The sequence below is a fragment of the Erwinia sp. SLM-02 genome (assembly GCF_037450285.1).
Classification (GTDB): Bacteria; Pseudomonadota; Gammaproteobacteria; order Enterobacterales; family Enterobacteriaceae; genus Erwinia.
The window spans coordinates 537,398-562,464 of record NZ_JAQISN010000001.1; the positions used below are offsets into that span (position 1 = coordinate 537,398).

General features: G+C 57.9%; 11 protein-coding genes. 3 read left to right on the forward strand and 8 right to left on the reverse strand.

Features of this window, described 5'->3' with window-relative positions:
• Positions 1-19: 19 nt before the first annotated feature.
• The 5 genes from PGH32_RS02670 to PGH32_RS02690 all read right to left on the reverse strand — a co-directional run bounded on the left by PGH32_RS02670 (position 20) and on the right by PGH32_RS02690 (position 16,419).
• Positions 20-1,279: an HlyD family type I secretion periplasmic adaptor subunit gene (locus tag PGH32_RS02670; RefSeq protein ID WP_314427412.1), complete on the reverse strand. Its 1,260-nt coding sequence runs from the start codon at positions 1,277-1,279 to the stop codon at positions 20-22.
• The gene (locus tag PGH32_RS02675) at positions 1,260-3,458 is read right to left on the reverse strand and encodes a type I secretion system permease/ATPase (protein WP_314427415.1); all 2,199 of its coding nucleotides are present in this window, start codon (positions 3,456-3,458) and stop codon (positions 1,260-1,262) included. Before PGH32_RS02675 ends, PGH32_RS02670 begins: the two co-directional genes overlap by 20 nt.
• Positions 3,455-4,888, reverse strand: coding sequence for a TolC family outer membrane protein (locus PGH32_RS02680; RefSeq protein ID WP_443112733.1), 1,434 nt, complete (start codon positions 4,886-4,888; stop codon positions 3,455-3,457). The genes PGH32_RS02675 and PGH32_RS02680 overlap by 4 nt, the downstream gene beginning before the upstream one ends.
• Before the next feature lie 218 nt (positions 4,889-5,106).
• A complete protein-coding gene (locus PGH32_RS02685) occupies positions 5,107-14,091 on the reverse strand; it encodes an Ig-like domain-containing protein (protein ID WP_337893108.1) in 8,985 nt (2,994 codons plus the stop codon).
• Between the two features lie 1,758 nt (positions 14,092-15,849).
• Positions 15,850-16,419 (reverse strand): DedA family protein, encoded by a 570-nt coding sequence (locus PGH32_RS02690; protein ID WP_314420015.1) that lies wholly within the window; start codon positions 16,417-16,419, stop codon positions 15,850-15,852.
• A gap of 221 nt (positions 16,420-16,640) precedes the next feature.
• Here PGH32_RS02690 and PGH32_RS02695 point away from each other — a divergent pair, with 221 nt between their 5' ends.
• Positions 16,641-17,228, forward strand: a complete 588-nt coding sequence (locus PGH32_RS02695) for a Yip1 family protein (RefSeq protein WP_337893109.1) — start codon at positions 16,641-16,643, stop codon at positions 17,226-17,228.
• Between the two features lie 179 nt (positions 17,229-17,407).
• Positions 17,408-18,358, forward strand: a complete 951-nt coding sequence (gene pbpG, locus PGH32_RS02700) for a D-alanyl-D-alanine endopeptidase (RefSeq protein WP_337893110.1) — start codon at positions 17,408-17,410, stop codon at positions 18,356-18,358.
• Positions 18,359-18,382: 24 nt separating this feature from the next.
• Here pbpG and PGH32_RS02705 read toward each other — a convergent pair whose 3' ends face one another.
• Entirely contained in the window at positions 18,383-18,928 is a 546-nt protein-coding gene (locus PGH32_RS02705; protein WP_337893111.1) for a GNAT family N-acetyltransferase, read from the reverse strand.
• 194 nt (positions 18,929-19,122) lie between these two features.
• Here PGH32_RS02705 and PGH32_RS02710 point away from each other — a divergent pair, with 194 nt between their 5' ends.
• Entirely contained in the window at positions 19,123-21,555 is a 2,433-nt protein-coding gene (locus tag PGH32_RS02710; protein ID WP_337893112.1) for a DUF3772 domain-containing protein, read from the forward strand.
• A gap of 44 nt (positions 21,556-21,599) precedes the next feature.
• On the opposite strand, the gene PGH32_RS02715 is transcribed toward PGH32_RS02710, so the two are convergent.
• Both PGH32_RS02715 and dld read right to left on the reverse strand, forming a co-directional pair.
• Positions 21,600-23,051, reverse strand: coding sequence for a UDP-N-acetylmuramoyl-tripeptide--D-alanyl-D-alanine ligase (locus tag PGH32_RS02715; RefSeq protein WP_314420008.1), 1,452 nt, complete (start codon positions 23,049-23,051; stop codon positions 21,600-21,602).
• Between the two features lie 167 nt (positions 23,052-23,218).
• Complete coding sequence (dld, locus tag PGH32_RS02720) at positions 23,219-24,940, reverse strand: D-lactate dehydrogenase (protein WP_337893113.1); 1,722 nt, start codon at positions 24,938-24,940, stop codon at positions 23,219-23,221.
• Between the last annotated feature and the right edge of the window lie 127 nt (positions 24,941-25,067).

The following is a 25,067-nucleotide window of genomic DNA, read 5'->3' on the forward strand; positions in this document are numbered from 1 at the left end:
CATCTCCTCCAGAGACTAATTAACGCTCTCTGAGCGCTTCTTTTGCTCGGTTAAACGGTTTAAACAGGTAATCCATCACGGTTTTTTCGCCGGTTTTAATATCCACCGACGCGATCATTCCCGGAGAAATGGAGAAGCGTTTGCCATTTTTATTCTGCAAATAGTCGACATCCGTGCGGATAAATACGCGGTAGTAATAAATCTCAGGCTTCACTTCGTCCTGAATGGTATCCGGAGAAATCGTCTCAACCACGCCGTGCAGCCCGCCGTAAATGGCATAGTCGTAGGCGCTGATTTTGACCAGCGCATTCTGGCCGGGATGGATAAACGCAATATCGCGCGGCGACAGGCGGGCTTCGATCAGCAGACGATCGTCAACCGGCACAATCTCCATCAGATCGCCGTTAGGGGGGATAACGCCGCCGATGGTATTCACTTTGATATTTTTGACGATGCCGCGTACCGGCGAGCGGACGGTCAGGCGATCGACCGAATCAGAACGGCCTTTGATGACTTCCGCCAGCGAATCGGCTTCGGCGTTGGCTTTGGCCATCTCTTCCCGCGCCTGCACATAGTATTGCGAACGCAGGTCGGTCATTTTCAGGTCGAGATCCGCCTTCTGGCGGCGCAGGCGCAGCACCTCCACGTTACTGGCAGCACCCGTGGTGGCCAGCCGTTCGGTGATCTGCAGCTCGCGTTTTACCAGGTCCAGCGCTTCATTGATCTGCGTTTCAGATCCGGTCAACTGGGCGCGACGGGTGTTATACAGCCGGGTTTCCGTGGCTCTCAGTGACTCAAACTTATCCAGCTCGGCCGGGAAGGTCAGCGGCAGGTCGTTCACTTCCGCCGTCAGACGCGAGGCTGAAGCCAGTGCCGCACGGTAGCGTGCTGCGCTTTCACCGACGTTAGATTCGGATCGGGTCGGGTCCATCCACGCCACGATCTGGCCGGCTTCCACTTTGGAGCCTTCACGCACGTTCAGGCCGCCGAGGATCCCGCCGTCCAGCGACTGCAGTACCTGCTCACGGGTGCTGGGGATCACCTTACCGGCACCGTTAGACACTTCATCCAGCGTGCCAAACCACGCCCAGACGGCAATCACGGCCAGCATCAGCGCGGTGATCCACACAATCCGGGTGGAACTCGACAGTTTGACTTCATCACTTTCACTGTTATCGATGTCGTCCGCCAGGGTAATACTGGCACCGTTATAGACCGGCTGTACCGGAGATTTGGCACCATCGAGGGTGATCGGCAGATCAGGCAAATTTGTTTTCATCGCTGACCTCCAGGGTGCGTTTTTTCTCTTCGGCGCGATTCATCGCTTTATCCTTGGGTGCGTCCATCACCAGCGCACCATCTTTGAGTACCAGCACGCGTTCGGCCAGCTCCAGCACCGCGGCGCGGTGGGTGGCAATAATCAGCGTGCGACCGGCCAGCCAGCCGCTAAGACGTTGCAGGAAGTCGCGTTCGGTATGTTCATCCAGGGAGGCGGTCGGTTCATCGAGCAGGACAATATTCGGGTCACGCAGCAGCATACGTGCCAGCAGGATTGACTGACGCTGCCCGCCGGACAGGCCCAGCCCGCCTTCCATAATCTGGTGTTCCAGACCCAACGGCAGGCGTTTGATAAAGTCGGCCGCCCCGCACACTTCCAGCACCGCGAAGATATCTTCGTCGCGCGCATGTGGTGCGCCCATGGTCAGGTTGTCGCGCAGAGTACCGTGGAACATGCGGGCGTTCTGGGTCAGCAGGCCGATGTTGCGTCGCAGGTCGGCGACGTCGATATGCGGCAGGCTGAGGTTATCCAGCCGCAGCTCGCCGTCTGCCAGCTCTACGCCACCGGACAGCGCCTGCAGGAAGGTGGACTTGCCGGCACCGTTGCGGCCCAGCACGGCAATGCGTTCGCCGCGGCGAATATCCAGCTTGTTCACCCGCAGTGGGATCTGAGTGGACTCCAGGTCATAACGGAACACCGCCGAGCGAATATAGTAGTCACCGTAGAGCGTGGCGCAGTGTACGCGCGCCTCATCACCGCCGTTTTCGACCGGCAGCTGCATGATGTTATCCAGACCGTCCTTCGCCGCTTTCACCTGCTGCCAGCGTGCCAGCACGCCGCACAGGCTGGTCATCGGGGCGATCATGCGCGAAGAGAGCATCGACGCTGCCACCACCGCACCGGTGGTGATATCACCGTCGATCACCAGCGGTGCGCCGATCATCACCACGGTGGCATACACCAGGCTCTGCACGGTCATTCCCCAGCTGATTAATCCCTGACTCAGGCGGCGGGTGGCCATGCCGGACTGCGCGGTGATCTGAATGTAGCTGTTCCACTGCTGCTGGAAGCGCTGCTCGGCCTGCATCAGTTTGATATCTTCCAGACCCTGCAGACTTTCCACCAGGATAGCGTTGCGCAGGGTGGTTTCCATCGAGGCCTGGCGTGCCAGTCGGGCGAGCTTTTTCTGTAACAGCAGGCCGGGCACCAGCATCAGTACGGTAGCCACCGGCGCTATCCAGGACAGGTAAGGCGAAATCACGATCAATACGCCCATAAACAGCAGGAAGAACGGCATATCGACGATAGCAGACACGGTGGTTGAGGTGACCATTTCACGCACCTGTTCCAGTTCACGTACCTGGGAAATAAAGCTGCCGGTGGAGCGGGGGATAGCGCTGTTACGTAGGCGCAGCGCGTGGCCGAACACCCGATCGGAAACGCGCAGGTCGGCGCGTTTGCCAAGAATATCGGTCACGTGCCCGCGGGCGATACGCATGATGAACGAGAAGATAATGGCGATCATCACGCCGCCAAACAGTACGTACAGCGTTGGATAGGACTGCGCCGGGATCACCCGGTCATACACCTGCATCGAGAAGATAATTCCGGACAGCGCCATCACGTTGATGATCAGCGAGGCCAGCATGACGTACCAGTACGGACGGATATCGCGCATCACCAGATCGCGCAGCCAGTTCGGCGTGTATTCCGCCAGATAGCGGTCGGCGCGGATGTCTTTTACCGCGGCAACCGGACGGAAGGCGGCAATATGGCTGATGTCCGGCAGCAGCTCGGAGAAAGAGAGCTGCGTGACCAGCTGGGCGTCGCTGATAAAGCTGACCCCGATACCGTCTTTGCCGTCGTAGGTTTCAATAATGCCCACCTGGCCATCATTCAGCTGGATCACCAGCGGCAGCCGCCAGCTGGTGATCTCGCTGTCTTCCGTATTGAGTAGTCGGCCGGACAGCCCGGCCTGACGGCCGAGGTTCTGAATAACTGCCGCCAGCGGTTTATCCCGCTGCCAGCTGGCGGCGGCCTGCAGACCGCCGGGAGAAAATTCCAGACGATAGTGTCTGGCGATGTGGCCAATGGCAGTCACCCAGTCGTGAAGATGGCTTTTCTCATTATTATTCTCGCCGTTATCGGGTTCGAGAGGTTCCTGGTGCAGCTGACTCATGGTTGGATCTCCACCTGCTGGATTTTCTGATTATCCAGGGCAAAAGCACTGCGGATATGCCCCGTGCTGTACAGACAGTCCAGCTGCAGAGTACGCAACTGAGCGATGGTCTGCTGCTCGGTAAAACGGGACTGATAAATTTCCTGCTCGGCGTTCAGCACGTCGAGCAGTTGTCGGGTGCCAAGCTGCAGGTACTGCTGTTGGTACAGCTCACGGGTTTTTTCACCGAGCGCCTGCTGACGGGCCTGAATGGCTAAGGTGGTGCTGAGGCTCATCGACTCGTTCTGCGAGGCGCTGAGCTGCTGTCGCGCGTCCAGACGCGCCGATTGCACCATGGCATTGGCCGCTTCAAGGGTATGCACGGCGGCGTTACGCTGCGCATCCAGCCCACCGCCCTGATACAGCGGCATCTGCACCCGGACATAGGCCGAGTACTGAGTGCGGTCCAGTGTCTGATGGTTGGCGTAACGATCGTTAAGATAGTGGGTAACTTCCGGCTCCAGGGAGATGGTCGGCATCCGCTGGGCATCGGCATAATCCAGCTGGGCCTGGGCCTGATTGGCCTGCGCCCACGCGGCAAGAACGGAAGGGATTAAGCGATCGTCAACCTGGGTCACTTCACAGGCTTTCGTCAGCTTCGCCGGGAAGTCGTTGGTGACTTTATTCACCGCTTTCCAGCCGAGATAGGTGGCCAGCGTTGCACGCCAGCGATCGAGGTTGGCGCGATACTGCATCAGCGTCGCGCGTGCGCCTTCAATACGGGTGTTGGTCTGTACCACGTCCGACAGCGAGCTGGCTCCCTGATCGTTACGCTCGCGGGCCAGGCCGCCAATGGTGTTCAACGAGTCCAGCTGCGCCTGCGCGATAGCAACCAGCTCCTGATATCCCTGAACCTGTACTAATGCAGCGGCTGTATCATGAGCAACCTTGTCGATGCTCACCAATACCTGGGCCTGCTGTTGTGCCACGCCGGCATTCGCAGAACGCACAGAGCTGGAGACTTTACCGAAGTCATACAGCATCTGGGAAAGCGAAAGGACCAGCGACGGGCTGTAACCGTGTCCACTGTACGTGTTGGTAATACCGTTATTCATTCCACCGCTTATTTGCGGGTAGTACTTTGAACGGGCGTAATTCACCTGTTCGGACTGCTCAAACAATTTTCCGACCTGTTGACTGATTGCCGGATGCCACTGCACCGCGCGCTGCACGGCCTTGCTGATATCCAGCGGCTGGTTGGTATTTTCGATAATGAGTTCGGTGACTTCGCCGTTCAGGCTGGGTAATTCTTGTTGGGTAACCAGATGTTGCGCGCTGATGCGCGAAGGGGCGTCCTCATCCAGCTCTTCGGCCTGCGCCGGAGCCAGCGGAAACAAAACACCGGTCAGCATAAGTAAGCCTGCCGTACTGCGTTTTAGGCGATGAATCATAGAAATACGTTTTCCTGTTCGCTGTTGCTGCTCTCTTACATGCTTCACCCGTCTGCGGGGTTTTACTGTTGTAACATTTAACAATCCGCGTACTCCTTCAGGCAAACCGTAACAGGAAACGGGGGTGCGGCAGCCCTCGGCTACACTACCCCCGTTAGTAAATAACGTTACATTTTTTGGCACATCCCTGTGCCACTGAAAAATCCCTAAAACATTAGTTACACGGAAGTATTGTGCTGTTGCAGCAATTCGTCCAGGGTAACGGTCACATTTTCGAGAGTAATCAGTTCAGTTGAGTCGTACTGCGTTCCTGCACCGTCACGGTCAATCGACACCACGGTATTGCCGTCGTTGGTATGTTCTACCGAGACATAGTTACCGATGGTGGCGGCAGAACCGTCCCAGCCCTGCAGCAGTTCACTGACATCGATGTGGTCTTCGCCGACGGTGAAGTCGGTCCAGGTATCATCACCGTTGCCGCCGGTGGCATCCGCATTATCCAGCAGGTGGTAAACCACCGTGTCTGCCCCGTCACCCAGAGTGAAGGTGTCGTTGTAGGCACTGCCGGAAACAGAGTCATCTTCGCTGGTGCCAGTGACCGTTGGTGCCAGGTCAATGGTCAGCGAGTTCAGCGTGATTGAACCGTCGGTTTCGACCAGCGAGTACGAGAACACTTCTTTAGAAGTGATATCGGCCGCGGTGATGCCTTCGTTCAATTCATAGCTGTACGTACCGTCAGCGCTGATGGTCAGCGTGCCGTACAGGCCATCCACGGTGGTCGACGCCGTACCGTCATCCGTCAGGCTGATACCATCAATATTCAGCGTTGCGCCGGTATGAGTGGTGGTATCGCCATCGTGCACGTTGCCGTGAACGGTGCCGGAAGCTTCAGCATCGGTATCGAAGGATTCCACCGCCATCAGCGCACTGAACGTATTCACACCGTTGTGCAGCGTGATGGTCAGCGTTGATGATGTCGTCACGTTATGCGAATCAACTACCTGATAGGTAAAGGACGTTGTTGCTGGCAACGAGTTCACTTTCAGGTTGGCTGCCAGGGTGAAGGTGTAATCCCCCGCCGCATTGACAAGCAGCGTGCCGTACGCATTGGTAAAGGTAGTGTTACCCGTTGAGCCGACTGCGCCACCGTTTACAGTAGAGACATGCGTACCTGTAGGAATTTCACCGATAGTGGAGCTGGTGTCATTGGCTAACAGGTGGCCTGTCGTACTGGTGCTGTTAGTAAGCACAGTGGTGGTCAGGTCGGTTGCTGCGTTTACAGTCAGGGTGTTGGTGGTGATTGCTGCGACACCGGTCGTGTTCAGCGCAATAACGTAGGAACCCGCCGTGCTAATGGTGAAGGTATGAGAACCCGAGCTGGTTCCTCCCAGGCCGAGAAGTAGCTGATACAGCTGGCCACTCTGAACCCGGGTTAATGAACCATCGGTATTCACATGATACAGATACGCCGAAACGGTTGAAGCGGCCTGAACCCCGGTAACAGAACCTGTTACGGTCAAGCTTCGGGTTTCATTCGCACCCACGGTCAGTTGCACATACGGAGTACTACCCAGAAGGGTAATATTCAGCAGATTCGCCCCAAGACCCACAGTCAGTAATGCAGTCGAACTGCTAGGAGCGACAGTCGCGGACTGCACGGATCCTGTGTGCGTCAGGAAGTCCACTTCCCCGGTATCCGGCGTTGCCGTCACGATGATCGCTGCTTTCACCGACGACGCCGTTGATGGGTTATTCGCGTTATCGGTCAGAGTAACCGACAGCTGCGTACCATTGGTTTGCGGCGTGGTCAGATTAACGGTAAAGGAACCATTTTCTCCAACCTTCACGTTTGCCGGGCTGATGGTATTGCCGTTGGCATCTTTCACCGACACGGTTGAGCCTGGCTCACCGGTACCGGTAATCACCGTACCCGCTGTGTTGATAGACAGTCCGGTTGGAGCATCCGGTGGCGTAGTGTCGTGTGCAGTAACCGGTGCAGTTGGCGATGGGTTGCCCGCTGGGTCGGTCTGCTGGACGGTCAGCGCCTGGCCGTTGGTCTGCGCGGAAGTCAGCGTTACGGTGAAGTTACCGTCTTCTCCAACGACTGCTCCTGCAACGCTGATCACGTTGTTATTTGCATCGCGGACGGTAATGCTCGCACCAGGTTCGCCAGTACCCGTAATGGTCAGGCCGTTAATTGCCACGTCCAGATCCCCTACCTGCACCGGAGGCGTGGTATCGCCCGCGTCGACGGTGGTTGGGTCTGAAGGGTTACCCGCTTCATCGGTCTGGATGACACTCAGCGTCTGACCATTCGTCTGAGCTGTGGTGAGGATGACCAGGAAGTTGCCATCTTCGCCAACAGTCGCACCCGCCACACTGATCACGTTGCCATTAGCATCGCGAACGGTGATGGAGGCACCCGGCTCGCCGGTACCGCTGATACTCAGGCCATTTTCTGCCACGTTCAGATCGTCAACCTGTGCCGGAGGCGTGGTATCACCCGCGTCAACGGTGGCCGGATCGGACGGATTACCCGCTTCATCGGTCTGGATGACGGAGAGGGTTTCGCCGTTGGTCTGAGGCGTGCTCAGGTTCACGGTGAAGTTACCGTCTTCGCCCACCACGGCACCCGCGAGGCTGATGATGTTGCCGTCAGCATCACGAACGGTGATGGAGGCACCCGGTTCGCCGGTACCACTGATGCTCAGGCCATTTTCCGCCACTTCCAGATCGTCGACCTGTGCCGGAGGTGTGGTATCGCCCGCGTCAACGGTGGCCGGATCGGACGGATTACCCGCTTCATCGGTCTGGATAACGCTCAGAGTCTGACCGTTAGTTTGTGCTGCATTCAGCAGAACGGTGAAGTTACCGTCTTCGCCTACTACGGCACCCGGGAGGCTGAGCAGATTGCCATCAGCATCACGAACGGTAATAGTTGCACCCGGCTCGCCGGTACCGCTGATGCTCAGGCCATTTTCTGCCACGTTCAGATCGTCAACCTGTGCCGGAGGCGTGGTATCGCCCGCGTCAACGGTGGTCGGATCGGACGGGTTGCCTGCTTCATCGGTCTGGATAACGGAGAGGGTTTCGCCGTTGGTCTGAGGCGTGCTCAGGTTCACGGTGAAGTTACCGTCTTCGCCCACCACGGCACCCGGGAGGCTGATGACGTTGCCGTCAGCATCACGAACGGTGATGGAGGCACCCGGTTCGCCGGTACCTGTAATACTCAGACCATCTTCCGCCACGTTCAGATCGTCAACCTGTGCCGGAGGCGTGGTATCGCCCGCGTCAACGGTGGCCGGATCCGACGGGTTACCCGCTTGATCGGTCTGAACGACGGAGAGGGTTTCACCGTTGATCTGAGCTGGGTTCAGATTCACGACAAAGTTACCGTCTTCCCCCACGACTGCGCCAGGGAGGCTGATAATGGTACCGTCAGCATCACGAACGGTGATGGAAGCGCCCGGTTCACCGGTGCCGATAATAGTCAGACCGTCATTGGATACGATCAGATCGTCAACCTGCGCCGGAGGCGTGGTATCGCCCGCGTCAACGGTGGCCGGATCGGACGGGTTGCCTGCTTCATCGGTCTGGATAACGGAGAGGGTTTCGCCGTTGGTCTGAGGCGTGCTCAGGTTCACGGTGAAGTTACCGTCTTCGCCCACCACGGCACCCGGGAGGCTGATGACGTTGCCGTCAGCATCACGAACGGTGATGGAGGCACCCGGTTCGCCGGTACCTGTAATACTCAGACCATCATCCGCCACGTTCAGATCGTCAACCTGCGCCGGAGGCGTGGTATCGCCCGCGTCAACGGTGGCCGGATCGGACGGATTACCTGCTTCATCAGTCTGAATGACGGACAGCGTTTCGCCGTTGGTCTGTGGAACATTCAGATTCACGGTGAAGTTACCGTCTTCGCCCACCACGGCACCCGGGAGGCTGATGACGTTGCCGTCAGCATCGCGAACGGTGATAGAGGCACCTGGTTCGCCGGTACCTGTGATACTCAGACCATCTTCCGCCACGTTCAGATCGTCAACCTGCGCCGGAGGCGTGGTATCGCCCGCGTCAACGGTTCCCGGAAGCGATTCATTACCTGCCGGATCGGTCAGAGTAACGTTCAGGGTTTCGCCGTTGGTCTGAGGTGTAGTCAGAGTTACGGTGAAGTTACCGTCTTCGCCTACTACGGTACCCGGAACGCTGATCACGTTGTTGTTAGCGTCATAGACGGTAACAGCAGCGCCAGGTTCACCTGTACCGGTAATGGTCAGGCCGTCTTCCGCAACAGCAAGTCCTTCCGGAGCATCTGGTGCATCAACGTCGGCATCCGCATCCGCATCGGCGTCGGCATCCGCATCCGCATCGGCATCGGCATCCGCATCGGCGTCAGCATCCGCATCGGCGTCCGCATCAGCATCGGCATCGGCGTCCGCATCAGCATCGGCGTCAGCATCCGCGTCGGCATCCGCATCGGCATCCGCATCGGCATCGGCATCCGCATCCGCATCCGCATCCGCATCCGCATCCGCATCGGCATCCGCATCGGCATCGGCATCGGCATCGGCGTCGGCATCGGCATCGGCATCGGCATCGGCGTCGGCATCGGCATCGGCATCGGCATCGGCATCGGCATCCGCATCTGCGTCAGCATCGGCATCCGCATCCGCATCCGCATCCGCATCCGCATCCGCATCCGCATCCGCATCCGCATCCGCGTCAGCATCGGCATCGGCATCCGCATCGGCATCAGCATCCGCATCGGCGTCAGCATCGGCATCGGCATCGGCGTCCGCATCGGCGTCCGCATCGGCATCCGCATCCGCATCGGCGTCAGCATCGGCGTCCGCATCCGCATCCGCATCCGCATCCGCATCCGCATCGGCATCGGCGTCGGCATCCGCATCCGCATCCGCGTCGGCATCGGCATCGGCATCGGCATCCGCATCGGCATCCGCATCGGCATCAGCATCCGCATCGGCATCCGCATCGGCATCCGCATCCGCGTCAGCATCCGCGTCCGCATCGGCGTCAGCATCCGCATCGGCATCGGCATCCGCATCCGCATCCGCATCCGCATCGGCATCCGCGTCGGCATCGGCATCAGCATCGGCATCCGCATCGGCGTCAGCATCCGCATCGGCATCCGCATCGGCATCCGCATCCGCGTCGGCATCGGCATCCGCATCGGCATCCGCGTCCGCATCCGCATCGGCATCGGCATCGGCATCGGCATCCGCATCCGCATCGGCATCCGCATCCGCATCGGCATCCGCATCCGCATCGGCGTCGGCATCGGCGTCAGCATCCGCATCGGCATCGGCGTCGGCGTCGGCATCCGCATCCGCATCGGCATCGGCGTCGGCGTCGGCATCCGCATCCGCATCGGCGTCGGCATCGGCGTCAGCATCCGCATCCGCATCGGCGTCGGCATCCGCATCCGCATCCGCATCGGCATCGGCATCGGCGTCAGCGTCGGCATCCGCATCCGCATCCGCATCGGCATCTGCATCGGCGTCGGCATCCGCATCCGCATCCGCATCCGCATCCGCATCCGCATCCGCATCGGCGTCAGCATCGGCATCCGCATCGGCGTCCGCATCCGCATCCGCATCCGCGTCGGCGTCAGCATCCGCATCGGCATCGGCATCGGCATCGGCATCCGCATCCGCATCCGCATCCGCATCGGCGTCAGCATCCGCATCCGCATCCGCATCCGCATCCGCATCCGCATCCGCATCCGCATCCGCATCCGCATCCGCATCCGCATCCGCATCGGCATCGGCATCCGCATCGGCATCCGCATCGGCATCCGCATCGGCGTCAGCATCGGCATCGGCGTCGGCATCCGCATCGGCATCGGCATCGGCGTCAGCATCCGCATCGGCATCGGCATCGGCGTCGGCATCGGCATCCGCATCGGCATCCGCATCCGCATCGGCATCCGCATCGGCATCCGCATCCGCATCCGCATCCGCATCGGCATCCGCATCCGCATCGGCATCGGCGTCAGCATCGGCATCGGCATCGGCATCGGCGTCCGCATCCGCATCCGCATCAGCGTCGGCATCCGCATCGGCGTCGGCGTCAGCATCCGCATCCGCATCCGCGTCGGCATCGGCATCCGCATCGGCATCCGCGTCAGCATCAGCATCAGCGTCGGCATCGGCATCGGCATCGGCATCGGCATCCGCATCCGCATCGGCATCCGCATCAGCATCGGCATCAGCATCCGCATCGGCATCGGCATCCGCATCCGCATCGGCGTCGGCGTCAGCATCGGCATCCGCATCGGCGTCCGCATCGGCATCCGCATCGGCATCCGCATCCGCGTCGGCATCCGCATCGGCGTCGGCGTCGGCATCCGCGTCGGCATCGGCATCCGCATCGGCATCCGCATCGGCGTCAGCATCCGCATCGGCATCGGCATCGGCATCGGCATCCGCGTCCGCATCGGCATCGGCATCCGCATCGGCATCCGCATCGGCATCCGCATCCGCGTCCGCATCGGCATCCGCATCGGCGTCGGCATCAGCGTCCGCATCGGCATCGGCGTCGGCATCCGCATCGGCGTCGGCATCCGCATCCGCATCCGCATCCGCATCGGCATCCGCATCCGCGTCAGCATCCGCATCCGCATCGGCATCGGCATCGGCATCCGCATCCGCATCGGCATCGGCGTCGGCATCAGCATCGGCGTCGGCATCCGCATCCGCATCGGCATCCGCATCGGCATCCGCATCGGCATCCGCATCCGCATCGGCATCCGCATCGGCATCGGCGTCGGCATCGGCATCCGCATCGGCGTCGGCATCGGCATCGGCATCGGCATCGGCATCCGCGTCAGCATCGGCATCCGCGTCGGCATCGGCGTCAGCATCCGCATCGGCATCCGCATCGGCATCCGCGTCGGCGTCAGCATCCGCATCCGCATCGGCATCCGCGTCAGCATCGGCATCCGCGTCAGCATCGGCATCCGCATCAGCATCCGCATCGGCGTCAGCGTCAGCATCCGCATCGGCATCGGCATCGGCATCCGCATCGGCATCAGCGTCGGCATCCGCATCCGCATCGGCGTCAGCATCCGCGTCGGCATCGGCATCGGCATCCGCATCCGCATCGGCGTCGGCATCCGCATCGGCGTCGGCATCGGCATCCGCATCGGCATCAGCGTCGGCATCGGCATCCGCATCGGCGTCCGCATCCGCATCGGCATCGGCATCCGCATCCGCATCGGCGTCAGCATCGGCATCGGCATCGGCATCCGCATCCGCATCCGCATCCGCATCCGCGTCAGCATCGGCATCCGCATCGGCATCGGCGTCGGCATCCGCATCGGCGTCGGCGTCCGCATCGGCATCGGCATCGGCATCGGCATCCGCATCCGCATCGGCGTCCGCATCCGCATCCGCATCCGCATCGGCATCGGCATCGGCGTCAGCATCCGCATCCGCATCCGCATCGGCATCCGCATCGGCGTCCGCATCCGCATCGGCGTCAGCATCCGCATCCGCATCCGCGTCCGCATCGGCATCGGCATCGGCATCGGCATCCGCATCGGCATCGGCATCGGCATCCGCGTCAGCATCCGCATCGGCGTCAGCATCGGCATCGGCATCCGCATCGGCATCCGCATCGGCATCGGCATCGGCATCCGCATCGGCGTCCGCATCGGCATCCGCATCGGCGTCGGCATCCGCATCGGCATCGGCATCGGCGTCCGCGTCAGCATCCGCATCCGCATCCGCGTCGGCGTCGGCATCGGCATCGGCATCCGCATCAGCATCCGCATCGGCGTCAGCATCGGCATCCGCATCCGCATCGGCATCCGCATCCGCATCGGCGTCGGCATCGGCGTCAGCATCCGCGTCGGCGTCGGCATCCGCATCGGCGTCTGCATCGGCATCCGCATCGGCGTCCGCATCCGCATCCGCATCCGCATCCGCATCCGCATCCGCATCCGCATCGGCATCCGCATCCGCATCCGCATCCGCATCCGCGTCGGCATCGGCATCGGCGTCAGCATCGGCATCGGCGTCAGCATCCGCATCGGCATCCGCATCGGCATCCGCATCGGCGTCGGCATCCGCATCCGCATCGGCGTCAGCATCCGCATCCGCGTCAGCATCCGCATCGGCGTCAGCGTCGGCATCGGCGTCGGCATCCGCATCGGCGTCGGCATCCGCGTCGGCATCCGCATCGGCATCGGCATCGGCGTCGGCATCGGCATCGGCATCCGCATCGGCATCGGCATCGGCATCCGCATCCGCATCGGCATCGGCATCGGCGTCCGCATCCGCATCCGCATCCGCATCCGCATCCGCATCCGCATCCGCATCCGCATCGGCATCGGCGTCCGCATCGGCATCCGCATCGGCATCGGCGTCAGCATCTGCATCCGCATCGGCATCGGCGTCGGCGTCGGCATCCGCATCGGCGTCAGCATCGGCATCGGCGTCAGCATCCGCATCGGCATCCGCATCGGCGTCAGAGTCACTGTCGGAGTCTGAGTCGCTGTCGGAATCGGAGTCACTGTCGGAATCGGAGTCGCTGTCGGAGTCTGAATCGCTGTCGGAATCTGAATCACTGTCGGAATCTGAATCGCTGTCGGAATCTGAATCGCTGTCGGAGTCTGAGTCGCTGTCGGAGTCTGAATCGCTGTCGGAATCGGAGTCACTGTCGGAATCTGAATCGGAGTCAGCGTCCGCATCCGCATCACTGTCGGAGTCGGAGTCAGAGTCACTGTCGGAATCTGAATCGCTGTCGTCGCTGTTGTTCTTATCGTCGTCGCTTTCGCCCAGGAACATCGCTCCTAAGCCAAGCAGGCCGGCGCCAGCAAATGCCAGCCCGGCCGCATAACTTGGTTCCGCACCGCCCAGCAATAAGCCGTCGATATCGGCAATAGATTCAAAATGGAAACCGGTGGCGGGATCCTGCACCCACCACAGGGCGCCCTGACTATCTTCCAGGACTAAATCACTCGTGTGGCCCTGTGCATCAGCCACATAGAAATTCTGGAGTACGACCTTTTCGCCAGAGTGTAGCGTAACGATCAAATCATTCCCGGAGCGTGTTGTTGCAGCGATGTCGCTGCGCTCCAGTTGTAGCTTTACTACGCTAGGCCTGGTCAGATTAACCTGCTCAGCTGATACGCTGGAGGTTGCTCCGCCGTCCTTTACGGTTACAGCTATGTTATTCATAAACTTGCACTCCCATGAGGATTGAGCATTTGGCGAGGCCTTAAAAATCGCCAAATCGTTTACTAATTTGATACGTACTTAATAGAAGTTGTAGCAAGCACCTTTGGAGCTTATTCCCTTCTTATTTCAACTGCTTACTGCTTCTGGCGCGGAAGTTTTATGCGGGCCTTATTAGAGTTGCATTTCAGCGGGGCAGGTCTGGTACCTGGCTATCGGATCTTTTTTTGTTTTTATGGTTTACGCATTCAATCAGGCATAAATCCGATATTAAACAATAAGTCATCTGACAAACGGGCAAGACGATGCCCCCCTGAATAAGGGGCATAAAAAGTGTTTTATTATCCAGTTGATTACTCTGGATTATTATTGTCAGAGGTGACTTTATGGTAATGATATAATTTATATCACTATCAGCTGTGCACCCCATGATGGCAGGGGGACCTGTCCTTCCTGCAAAACTGAAATATCAAATCCATTCACGGCACCACAGCCCTTTATTATTCGTCGGGTGCAGATTCTTTAACCCGTAATAAAATAAGGCTGATAAAAAAATAGTTTGCCATAGCTCACAGAATTTCCGGGTGCCCTGAAATATATCCTGCTGGGCTTCACACATTCGTTAACCGCAGTGGCGAGAATAACCAACCAGCAATAACCGAGACGTAAGACGAACCTGAGTCCAGGGATCCGTGATTCACCCTGTGGTGACGCGTCAACGCGATCGCTCGGGTTAATGTGCCGTTCGGATTAAAAAGGGAAAAAAGGGTCAGTGACATTCTCTGTGCGATTGAATGTGTACGGAAGCGATTGTCGGGATCGATCGCAGAGCCAGTGGTGGAAGGCAAAATGATCATCGCTGTTGAGCATTGATTGGAAAGTAGAGTACCTGCCATAGCATGAGTGAGGCCAGGGACTAACCGATAGTCAACACGATGTACTTTCATACTGCAGTCCTTAACACCATCAAAAGGTTAAAGCTCTTCATCATTGGCTGCGCATCACACAATTTGAAATCATCTCCGCGAACTGAGAACCCCGATCTCTAACTAAATTGGAGCTTAGTGTGTTAATTCAGTTAATTGAAATCGGTTTGAATGCGCGTGTATCTGATTTTTGATAGGCTGATCCTATTGAATGGTTTCGGATGTAAACAACCGTCTATCTTAAATTAAGATAAGTCTCACTTAATGGCATTACCAGTGACGGTGTTTTGTCACATACTGATAACATCATGAATTAGAATGCTTTTTTTTCATTAGCGTTTTTTATGTATGATGGGGTTGCGTCGATTTGAATGCGATTATTCTTAGTCTGGCGATGATTGGTAAGGTTTTCTGTTGTTTTAAAATGTAATTATTGATTTCTTTTTATGCTTCCGCAGCGTGAAAAATGTGATTTATTCGTAAAATCATTAAAAAATTTATCGTTTTTTTTATTCAAAAGTGTGATCTGTATCACACTAAATTGCCGTTTAATGTAAAAATGCTGATAAATCAACGTTCCTTACCGCTTTTTCTCTGCAGACTCATTAATCCCCATAGACTATATCTGTAAAGGTTAAGAAATATTTTTTCATTATTTCTATGCTTTTTTATGTGACTGATTCTTAAAGAGTGCAAATGGTCATCAGATAATGTTAACAATGGTGGGCGGCGATTAATCAATGACATAACGGCTTTGACGGCAGTGCGAAATCCGCACCGCCTGCTACCGGAGAGAGGGAAAGGGAAGAGGCGTGTCTCTCAAAGGACTAAGGGGTCATTTGCCGCGCTTATAGCGGCGGAAAGCAAAGCGGGCTCCCCAGACTAAAGCAATCGCCAGCACCAGCCAGAACAGCTGCTTGAGGTGATGATCGAGCGCGTGCAGCCACGGTGCAATAACCTGGCCACCCAGATAGCCGAGTGTGACAAACAACGTTGCCCATAGCACTGCACCAACCACGTTGAGCATCAGAAAGGTCGTCGGGCGCAGGCGGCTGGCTCCGATGATGATAGGCCCGACAATGCGCAGGCCGTACATAAAGCGGACGCCGATGACGAAGAGCACGGGCCGCTTGCGGATCAGCCGGTTCGCCGAGGCAATTTTATCCTCGTGCTTTTTAAACCGTTTGAGGATGCTGGTGCCGTAGTATCGCCCGAGGAAAAACAGCGCGGTATCCCCCAGAATGCCGCCGCAGGCCGTAACCAGCAGCACCCAGCCATAGCGCAACAGCCCTTCATGAGCGGCGACACCACCCAGTATGGTAAACGTTTCCCCCTCTGCCAGGCAGCCAATAAAAAGCGCCCAATAGCCATATTCCGTAATCAGCGTATTCACATCACCAGGCAAAATTGCTCTCCTTAACATCGTTCAAGTCAGCTAAGTTTAGCGTTTTGTGATCGATCCCGCAGCCTGTGGAAACTCCCGGTATTTATTTTCGAAGAGAAATTAGGGCATTAGCCCATCGGCGTGGCTGAGCAAAAAGCAAACGATTCAGGGGCGCGTATACTGATTGTGTTGCCGCTACAGATTGAATCCACCGGCGGCCAGACGTAGTGAGGAGTGAAGATATGAACCACGTATGGGGACTTCTTGCGCATCCTGACCGTGAGATGCGGGATATCAAGCGAGAGAACGAAACGCTCTCTCATCATTACACTCATCATGTTTTACTGATGGCGCTGATCCCGGTGATCTGTGCATTTATTGGTACCACTCAGATCGGCTGGGATATCGGTGTGGGCCAGACCATTCCGCTGTCTCTTTTCAGTGCTTTTGCGCTGGCGGTGGTGTTTTATGCGGTCATCCTGGCCGGGGTTGCCGTTATGGGGCGGGTGATCTGGTGGATGGCGCGTGACTATCCGCAGCGTCCTCGTCTTGCCAGCTGTATGGTCTTCGCCGGATACATTGCCACGCCGCTGTTTCTCAGCGGGCTGGTCGCGCTTTACCCGCTGGTCTGGCTGTGCGTGCTGATCGGTGCGCTGGCGCTGGTGTACACCGGCTATCTGCTCTACGTCGGTATACCTCTGTTTCTGAATATCGATCGCGACGAAAGTCTGCGCATTTCCGGTTCTACGCTGGCCATCGGTATCCTGGTTCTGGAAGTGCTGCTGGCGATCACGGTCCTGATGTGGGGCTACGGATACCGCCTGTTTTAACCCCCTGTGCCACCGGGAAACCGGTGGCGTTCTGGAAATGCCTGGAAACGAATAATCCATAGGAAATTACCCGGATTACAGCGTATTATGCGCGAGCCAGCCCTCGCAACTTTTCCGTTTCTGCGGGTGGCGGCGTGTGGTTACCACACCTGAATCACTAGCCGTTAAGTTCTGAACTGATGCCTGCAAAAATCCGCTTATCTTTTTTGAGTTTGGCCCTGCTGTTTTCCGGCCCGCTACTCGTTAATCAGGCCGCTGCCCGTACACCTCAATCTGAATCCGCGCCCGCGGCGCAGCCGGAAATTGCCTCCGGCAGTGCGATGATTGTCGATATGGATACCCATAAAGTTATTTACGCCAACCATCCTGACCTGGTGCGGCCGATTGCCTCAATCACCAAGCTGATGACGGTGATGGTGGTACTGGATGCGCATCTGCCGATGGATGAGATCCTGAGCGTGGATATCAGTCAGACCCCTGAAATGCGTGGGATTTATTCGCGCGTGCGGCTCAATAGCGAAATAAGCCGTAAGAACATGATGCTGCTGGCGCTGATGTCCTCGGAAAACCGAGCGGCAGCGAGTCTGGCACATCATTATCCCGGCGGATACGATGCCTTTATCCGCGCAATGAACGCGAAAGCGCGCTCGCTGGGGATGACGAATACGCGTTATGTGGAGCCAACCGGGCTTTCAATCCATAACGTGTCAACCGCGCGTGACCTGACCAAACTGCTGATCGCCAGTAAGCGCTACCCGCTGCTGGGCGAGCTGAGTACGACTCGTGAAGATATGGCCACCTTTAGCCATCCGAATTACACGCTGCCGTTCCGCAACACCAATCATCTGGTGTATCGCCCGGACTGGAATATTCAGCTGACCAAAACCGGCTTCACCAATCAGGCCGGGCACTGCCTGGTCATGCGCACGGTGATCGGCAAGCGACCGGTTTCACTGGTGGTGCTGGATGCATTCGGTAAGTACACGCACTTTGCCGATGCCAACCGCCTGCGCAGCTGGGTCGAAACAGGGAAAATCTCCCCGGTGCCTGCCGCCGCGCTCAGCTATAAAAAGCAGAAGGCCGCTCAGGTGGCCAGCAATGCCGTCGCTGACGACAGCGCGGTGGAGTAACCCGCTCGCAGCGTGCCGGCAGGTTTAACTCTCCGGCACGTCTGTGGCATCAGGCTTAAGCGCCCGCTGCATCAGCAACGTATCCCGCCATTCGCCGTGTTTGAATCCTACATTGCGGAAATTACCGACCGTTTCGAAGCCCATTTTTTTATGCAGGTTAAGAGAACCGGCATTACGTTCGCCGTTGCCGACAATCGCCAGCATTTGCCGCCACGGCCCCTGCTGACAGCGGGCAATCAGCGACGTCATCAGCACGCTGCCAATGCCTTTGCCACCCGCATCGGGTGCCAGATAAATTGAATCTTCAATGGTGTAGCGATAGGCAGGGCGGGGGCGATACTGCGTGGCGTAGCAGTAGCCCACCACTTCATTATCAACCAGCGCAACCAGCCAGGGCAGGCCGAAGGAGCGAACTTTACGAAAACGCTCGGTCATTTCATTCACATCGGGCGGCGTTTCTTCAAATGATCCACAGCCGTGCAGGACATGCCAGCCGTAAATGCGGGTGATAATATCGAAATCGGCTTCTTCTGCGTCGCGGATGCGAACGGCGGATGCGGGGCTAACCATGACTGTTCCTTGTGGGTTTTCTTTCTAATCTGCCATGCGGCTCACGGTAAAACACCATAGATTATTCTTATGACTGAGACTTTTTTTTTCTATCGCAAATCTTATAGTGCGGCCCGCGGCAAAGGCATAAACTATGCCGCGATATTCATCCGGCACCGACCGGTGCCCTCTATTTTTTATCAGGAACTTCGTTCATGTCAGGCATGTTAACTTTTCTTCGGGTGTGTCTGCTGGCACTGGTGGCGCTGTCGCCGCAGTGGGTACAGGCGGCCGACAGCGACAGCGCTCAGCAAAATGCTGATGCGCCGATCAAGGTCAATGCTGCCGTTGAGTTGCCTAAGATGCAGAAGGTGCTCGACAAAATAAAACAGCAGGTATCCAGTGAAACCAACGATACCCGCCTGAACGCGCTTAATGACCTCGCACTGGAGCTGTCCGGTGATGCCGACGCCCTGATTCAGGGGATTATTCCTCAGCGAGCGCAGCTGCAGGCCCAGCTGGCGGTGCTTGGCCCGGCGCCGCTGGCGGACAGCGGCGTGAAGGAAACCAGCGAAGTCACAACCAAGCGCAGCAAGCTGGAAAGCCAGAAAAGCAAGACCGATGACCAGATCAAGCAGGCGGAAGCGATCAAATCCGGCGCAATCAATCTTTCCACGCAGATTGTTAACCTGCGTCGTGATGCGCTGAAAACGCAGCTGGCACTGAACGCCGGCAGTATTTTTGGTCCACGCTTCTGGGCGCCGCTGTCGAATATCCAGAGCGACGACAGCGACAAAATTAGCGACTTTATTGATGAACTGAAGACGGCGGCTCTGCTCTCTTTCCAGCCCGGCTGGATGTTCGGCACGATTGGCTGGATCCTGGCGGCGGGACTCGTGGCGACGCTTGGGCGCCGTTATCTGGAAGAGTTTCTGGCCTGGGTGGGCATCCATCATTTGCCAGAAGGGCGTCTGCGCCGCAGCTTCCTGGCTGCCGCCACGGCGTTAACCACGCTGGGCGCGGTGGTGCTGGCGTTTAACTTCCTCGATCTGGCCTTCACCCGCCATGATGAAGTTGTGGATGATGTGCGGGTCTTCGCCGACAAACTGGTCGGGCTGAGTATTTTCTGCGGCCTGATTGCCGGTCTGGGCCGCGCTTTCCTCTCCACCCGCCGCCCGTCATGGCGGCTGCCGCAGATTTCCAATGAAGTGGCGCTGGCGTTAAAGCCGTATCCGCCATTAACCGCCGCGCTGGTGTTTATCTTCCAGACGGTCGAGAATTTCAACAGCAGCGCCAATACCAGCGTTGCCACGACAATTTTTGCTAACGGCATGACCGCGCTGCTGATTGGCGCGACCGCACTGTCGATCAGCATTCGTACCAACCGCGTGCGTCGCCGGATGATTCAGGAAGGCCATCAGCCGGAGGCGAGATCGACGCTGGTCGGGCTGATTCAGATGGCGCTGACGCTGATTGGCTTTGCCATCATGGTTGCGCTGGTGATTGGCTATATCACCCTGGCCCGATTCCTCGCCTATGAACTGATCTGGATGGGGATTGTATTCGGCCTGTTCTACATCTTCAGCCAGCTGGTAACGGATGCCAGCGAAAGCCTGTTCTCCACAAACAACGCTTCCGGCAAGCGCATTCAGGCTTCGCTCAACGTTGATGAACGCCACCTTGGCCAGGTTGCAGCGCTGCTCGGTGCGATTGGCAAAACTCTGCTGCTGCTGGCGGCGGCAATGGCATTGCTGAACGGTACATTCGGCAGCGCAACGCCGATTGAACTGGTACAGAAGGCGATCGAGTTCTGGGGCGGAAAAGGGCTGGAGTCGATGAACATCGTTCCGGCCCATGTGGTCAATGCGCTGGTGTGCCTGGCGGTGGGGATCTGGGTACTTCGCTCGGTTAAGCGCTGGCTGGAAAATGAGTTCCTGCCGAAAACCACCATGGATAAGGGGATGCGCGTTTCGCTGATCACTCTGTTCAGCAACATCGGTTTCGTGCTGGTGATCCTCATGACGCTGTCGATTATGGGCGTGCAGTGGAACAAGCTGGCCTGGATCGTCAGCGCCCTGTCGGTCGGTATCGGTTTCGGCCTGCAGGAGATTGTGAAGAACTTTATCTCCGGTCTGATCCTGTTAACAGAACGTCCGGTTAAGGTGGGCGATCTGGTCAGTATCAGCGGCATAGAAGGGGATATTCGCCGCATTAACGTGCGTGCCACCGAGATCCAGCTGAGCGATAAGTCCACGGTGATCGTGCCGAACTCGCAGCTGATTTCGCAGAACGTGCGTAACGCCACCATGGGCAACGCGCAGGGGGTGGCGACCATCACGCTGACCTTCCCGCTGGATATCGATCCGCAGCAGGTGCGCCAGCTGCTGCTGGACGTTTACAATGATAACGAGCGGATTCTGGAAACGCCGGAGCCATCAGTATCGTTTAAAGATCTGACCTCGACCGGTATTGTCCTGTCGGTCACCGGTAACGTTGCCAGCCCGCGCCAGGTGAGCGGGGCGAAAAGCGATCTGCTGTTCGATATTCTGACCCGACTGCGCAAGGAAGGCGTGGCGCTTTCTGCTCCGCAGACGATGATTATTGAACGTAAAGACGGGAAGGTGGTATTGCAGGATGCGCCGGAGTAAATCCGTCAGGGCCGCCAGCGGATGATTGCCGGCGGCCCGGCCGGCTAGCTGACGTTTTCCGGCATCTGATTTATCCAGCTGACCAGCTGATGTACCTTGGTGCTGTTTGAGCCTTTAAACAGCACGGTATCCCCGGCCTGCAGTGCCTCCAGCAGCAGGGGCTTCAGCTCTTCCGGGACATCGACCCACGCGCCTTTTTTTCCTTCATCCAGCAGTTCCCAGCACTGTTTATAGCTTGAACCCGCCAGGAAAATCTGGTCGATCGCGCTGGCATTCAGCAGCGGTGCCAGTTCGGTATGATAGTTCTCGGAACCGGAGCCAAGTTCGGCCATTTCGCCCAGTACGGCAATCCGGCGTCCGCTGCAGTTCTGCCCGCTGATCCGCTCAATAGCCGCCTGCATCGATCCCGGGTTCGCGTTATAGGCATCATCAATCATCGTCAACGGCACCCCGTTAACGCTGACCTGTTTTTCTTCACCGCGCCCGGCCAGGGCGGCAAACTGACCGATCTTCTCAATGGCCGGTTCCAGCGGATAGCCGAGGGCTTCCACCGCAGCCAGCGTTGCCAGGCTGTTCAGCGCCATATGCTTCCCACCCGCGGCCAGGGTGTAGCGCAGGGTGCGGTCGCCAATCTGCGCGGTAACCTGCTGCTTCTGCGCGTCGTAGTCGACCAGACGGTACTGACAGTCGGGATGCGTGCCGTAATTAACGATATTCTGCTGCCTGGCTTCGGCGGCCTGGCTGACCGTCTCCCACTCCAGCATATCGCGGTTTAAAATCGCCACGCCGCCGGGTGCCATGCCGACAAAAATGGCGCTTTTGGTGAGCGCAACGTCGTGTACGGTGGTGTTTTCACCGAGATGTGCAGGCTGGATATTCGTAAAAATTGCTACTTCCGGGCGCACCATTCTTGAGCTGACCGCCATTCTGCCAATGGCCATTTCCAGCACGATATGGGCGCTGTCCCACGGCATGGAGGCGATATTCCACGCCACGCCGCGCGGCAGGTTGGCGTTGTTGTTGCTCTTGCAGGTTGGCCCCCAGGCGGAAAGCGCATCGGCGACCATGGCCACGCAGGTGGTTTTACCGGCGCTGCCGGTGATGCCCAGCACCCGGCCTTTCATTTTATCGCGGGCATAGCGTCCCATCGCCAGAATGGCATCGGTGTTATCGGCTACCTTAAGCAGCGGGATGCTGTCAGACAGGATTTTATCCGGTTCTGTAGTGATCAGGCAGGAAGGTGGCGGAGAAAGTCTCAACGCCACGCTCGCCAGCAGGCCGGTTTTATCATCTTCCGTGCGGATAACCGCCATATTTCCGGGCTGCAGAGCGGGAGCGAAAATAGAGACGCCGGTGGCGGTCCAGCCTTCTGCCGGAGGAATAACCCAGCTTCCCTTTGTAGCTTTTTCTACGTCTTGTACGGTCCAGTAATTCTTATTGCTGGTAAGGCTGTTATTATTTGAAGCAGTAATGTTTTCTTCTGCTACTACGCCCATATTTCCTCCGCCAGTCAGTTGGCATAATTACAGTTATCGCAGGATACAATTGACTATTAGCGCAAAAGTGGAAAAAAACAATGTTTTGGGGCACATCGGAAAGGAGAAATAACATGAATATGATCGGGCGCACCGGGGCGAAAAAAATTCCGCCCCGGAACGGGAGGTTATTTGTGGCAGTCGCAGCTGCCCCAGTGTTTTTCCCTCGTGGTTTTACCGATACCCGGGTTAAAGGTATTCGTCGGATCGAGCTGCTGATAAAACGCTTTCAGCTGCGGTTTTGCCTTGTATAGATGACCCACGTTGTGTTCCGCCGGATATTCCGCGCCGCGTTCGGCCAGCAGGGCCAGCATTTTTTCCTTGAGCGCGTGGGTATCCACCCCTTTTTTCACAATATAGTCCTGATGGAAAACGTGGCACAGGAAGTGGCCGTAATAAAGGCGGTGGGTCAGCGCATCGTCAAATTCGGCCGGCAGCCGCTCGAACCATTCGCGATCGTTGCGGCGCAGAGCGATATCCAGCGCCAGAATATCTTCCACATCGTCGTGATGCACGGCGTGATAGCGCACGGCCGCACCGGCAGCGGCGAAGCGATGCAGAAACGCGTGCGCCCCCTCTTTACCTTCACATTCGAAGAATGCGCCTTCGGCATGGTGGAAAAACTCCTGTAGATACGCACGTGCTTCGGCCACCCCATCGCCGGACATTTTCAGCATCAGGTGATGTTCATAACGCTCGCGATACTGCTTCATACGGGCAGGCAGATGCGAGGGCAGCAGGGCGGTCAGCTTTTGCAGTACGCGGTCGGTAAAGTGGGGCTTAAACCACTTAATGCGCGACAGCCAGGCATCAACGCGGCCTTTCATGGTAAAGAACATCGGCATTTTATCGGTGCCGAGTTTGTCGATCATCACAAAGGTGTCTTTACCGTAGACTTCGGCAATATCAAAAATGTCGCGGTGCATATACTCACCGGCAACCGGCAGGTTGCTGAAGTTGGCCAGCATATGGCGGCGCAGCTGGTCCAGTACGTCGGGATTGTTGGTGCCGATATAAAATACCTGCTGGGCGGTTTCGCTGGCAAAGGTATCGAGGCGAACGGCAAACAGCGCCAGCTTCCCCGCGCAGCCGGAGGCTTCGAACAGGCGGCGCGCGTCGGCATTAAAGCGCGAAGGCGTGTCCGCTTCCACATCGCGGACCCGCTCGGCGTAGTCGTGATCCGAGGCGTGGCGCTGGTCGTGCAGCACGTCGCCCTGCTGCCAGGTATCGTCATCCAGGCGGGTGAGGATCTGCTCCGGCGTGGTGCCCAGATTAATGCCCAGATGGTTAACCAGCTTCAGCACGCCGTCGGCATCGATCTGCGCATACAGCGCCATTTCGGTATAGGCGGGGCCGCGCTTCACCAGCGACCCGCCGGAGTTGTTACAAATCCCCCCCAGCACCGAGGCACCAATGCAGGAGGATCCAATCACCGAGTGCGGCTCGCGGCCCAGCGGCTTCAGCTCTTTTTCCAGCTGATACAGCGTGCTGCCGGGGAACGCCAGCACCTGTTTCCCCTCATCCAGCAGGCGGATTTTATCCATTCGCAGCGTGCTGATAATGACGATATCGCGGGGATAGTCATTGCCGTTGGGGGTGGAGCCTTCGGTCAGTCCGGTGTTCGCCGCCTGCATCAGAATGATCGCATCCGCCGCCACGCAGGCCTGCAGGATCCGCCACTGTTCCAGCAGTGAACCCGGGAAGACCACCGCCAGCGCTTCGCCCTCGCCGGAGCGGAAGCCTTTACGATAGCGCTCGGTTTGCGCGGGGTCGGTGAGCAGATGGTTGCGGCCGACGATGCGGCCCAGTTCAGAAATCAGTTTTTGTCCTGCCGGGAGAGAAGTGTGCATGTCATATCCTTGTCAGAATCACCTCCCTACTTTAGCACCGCTGCGGGCGCAATAAAGCTGTTGTTATCACGCGATATTCGTCGATACCTCACTGGCTGCTATCCTCAAGGTGTGACAAACTGATTCA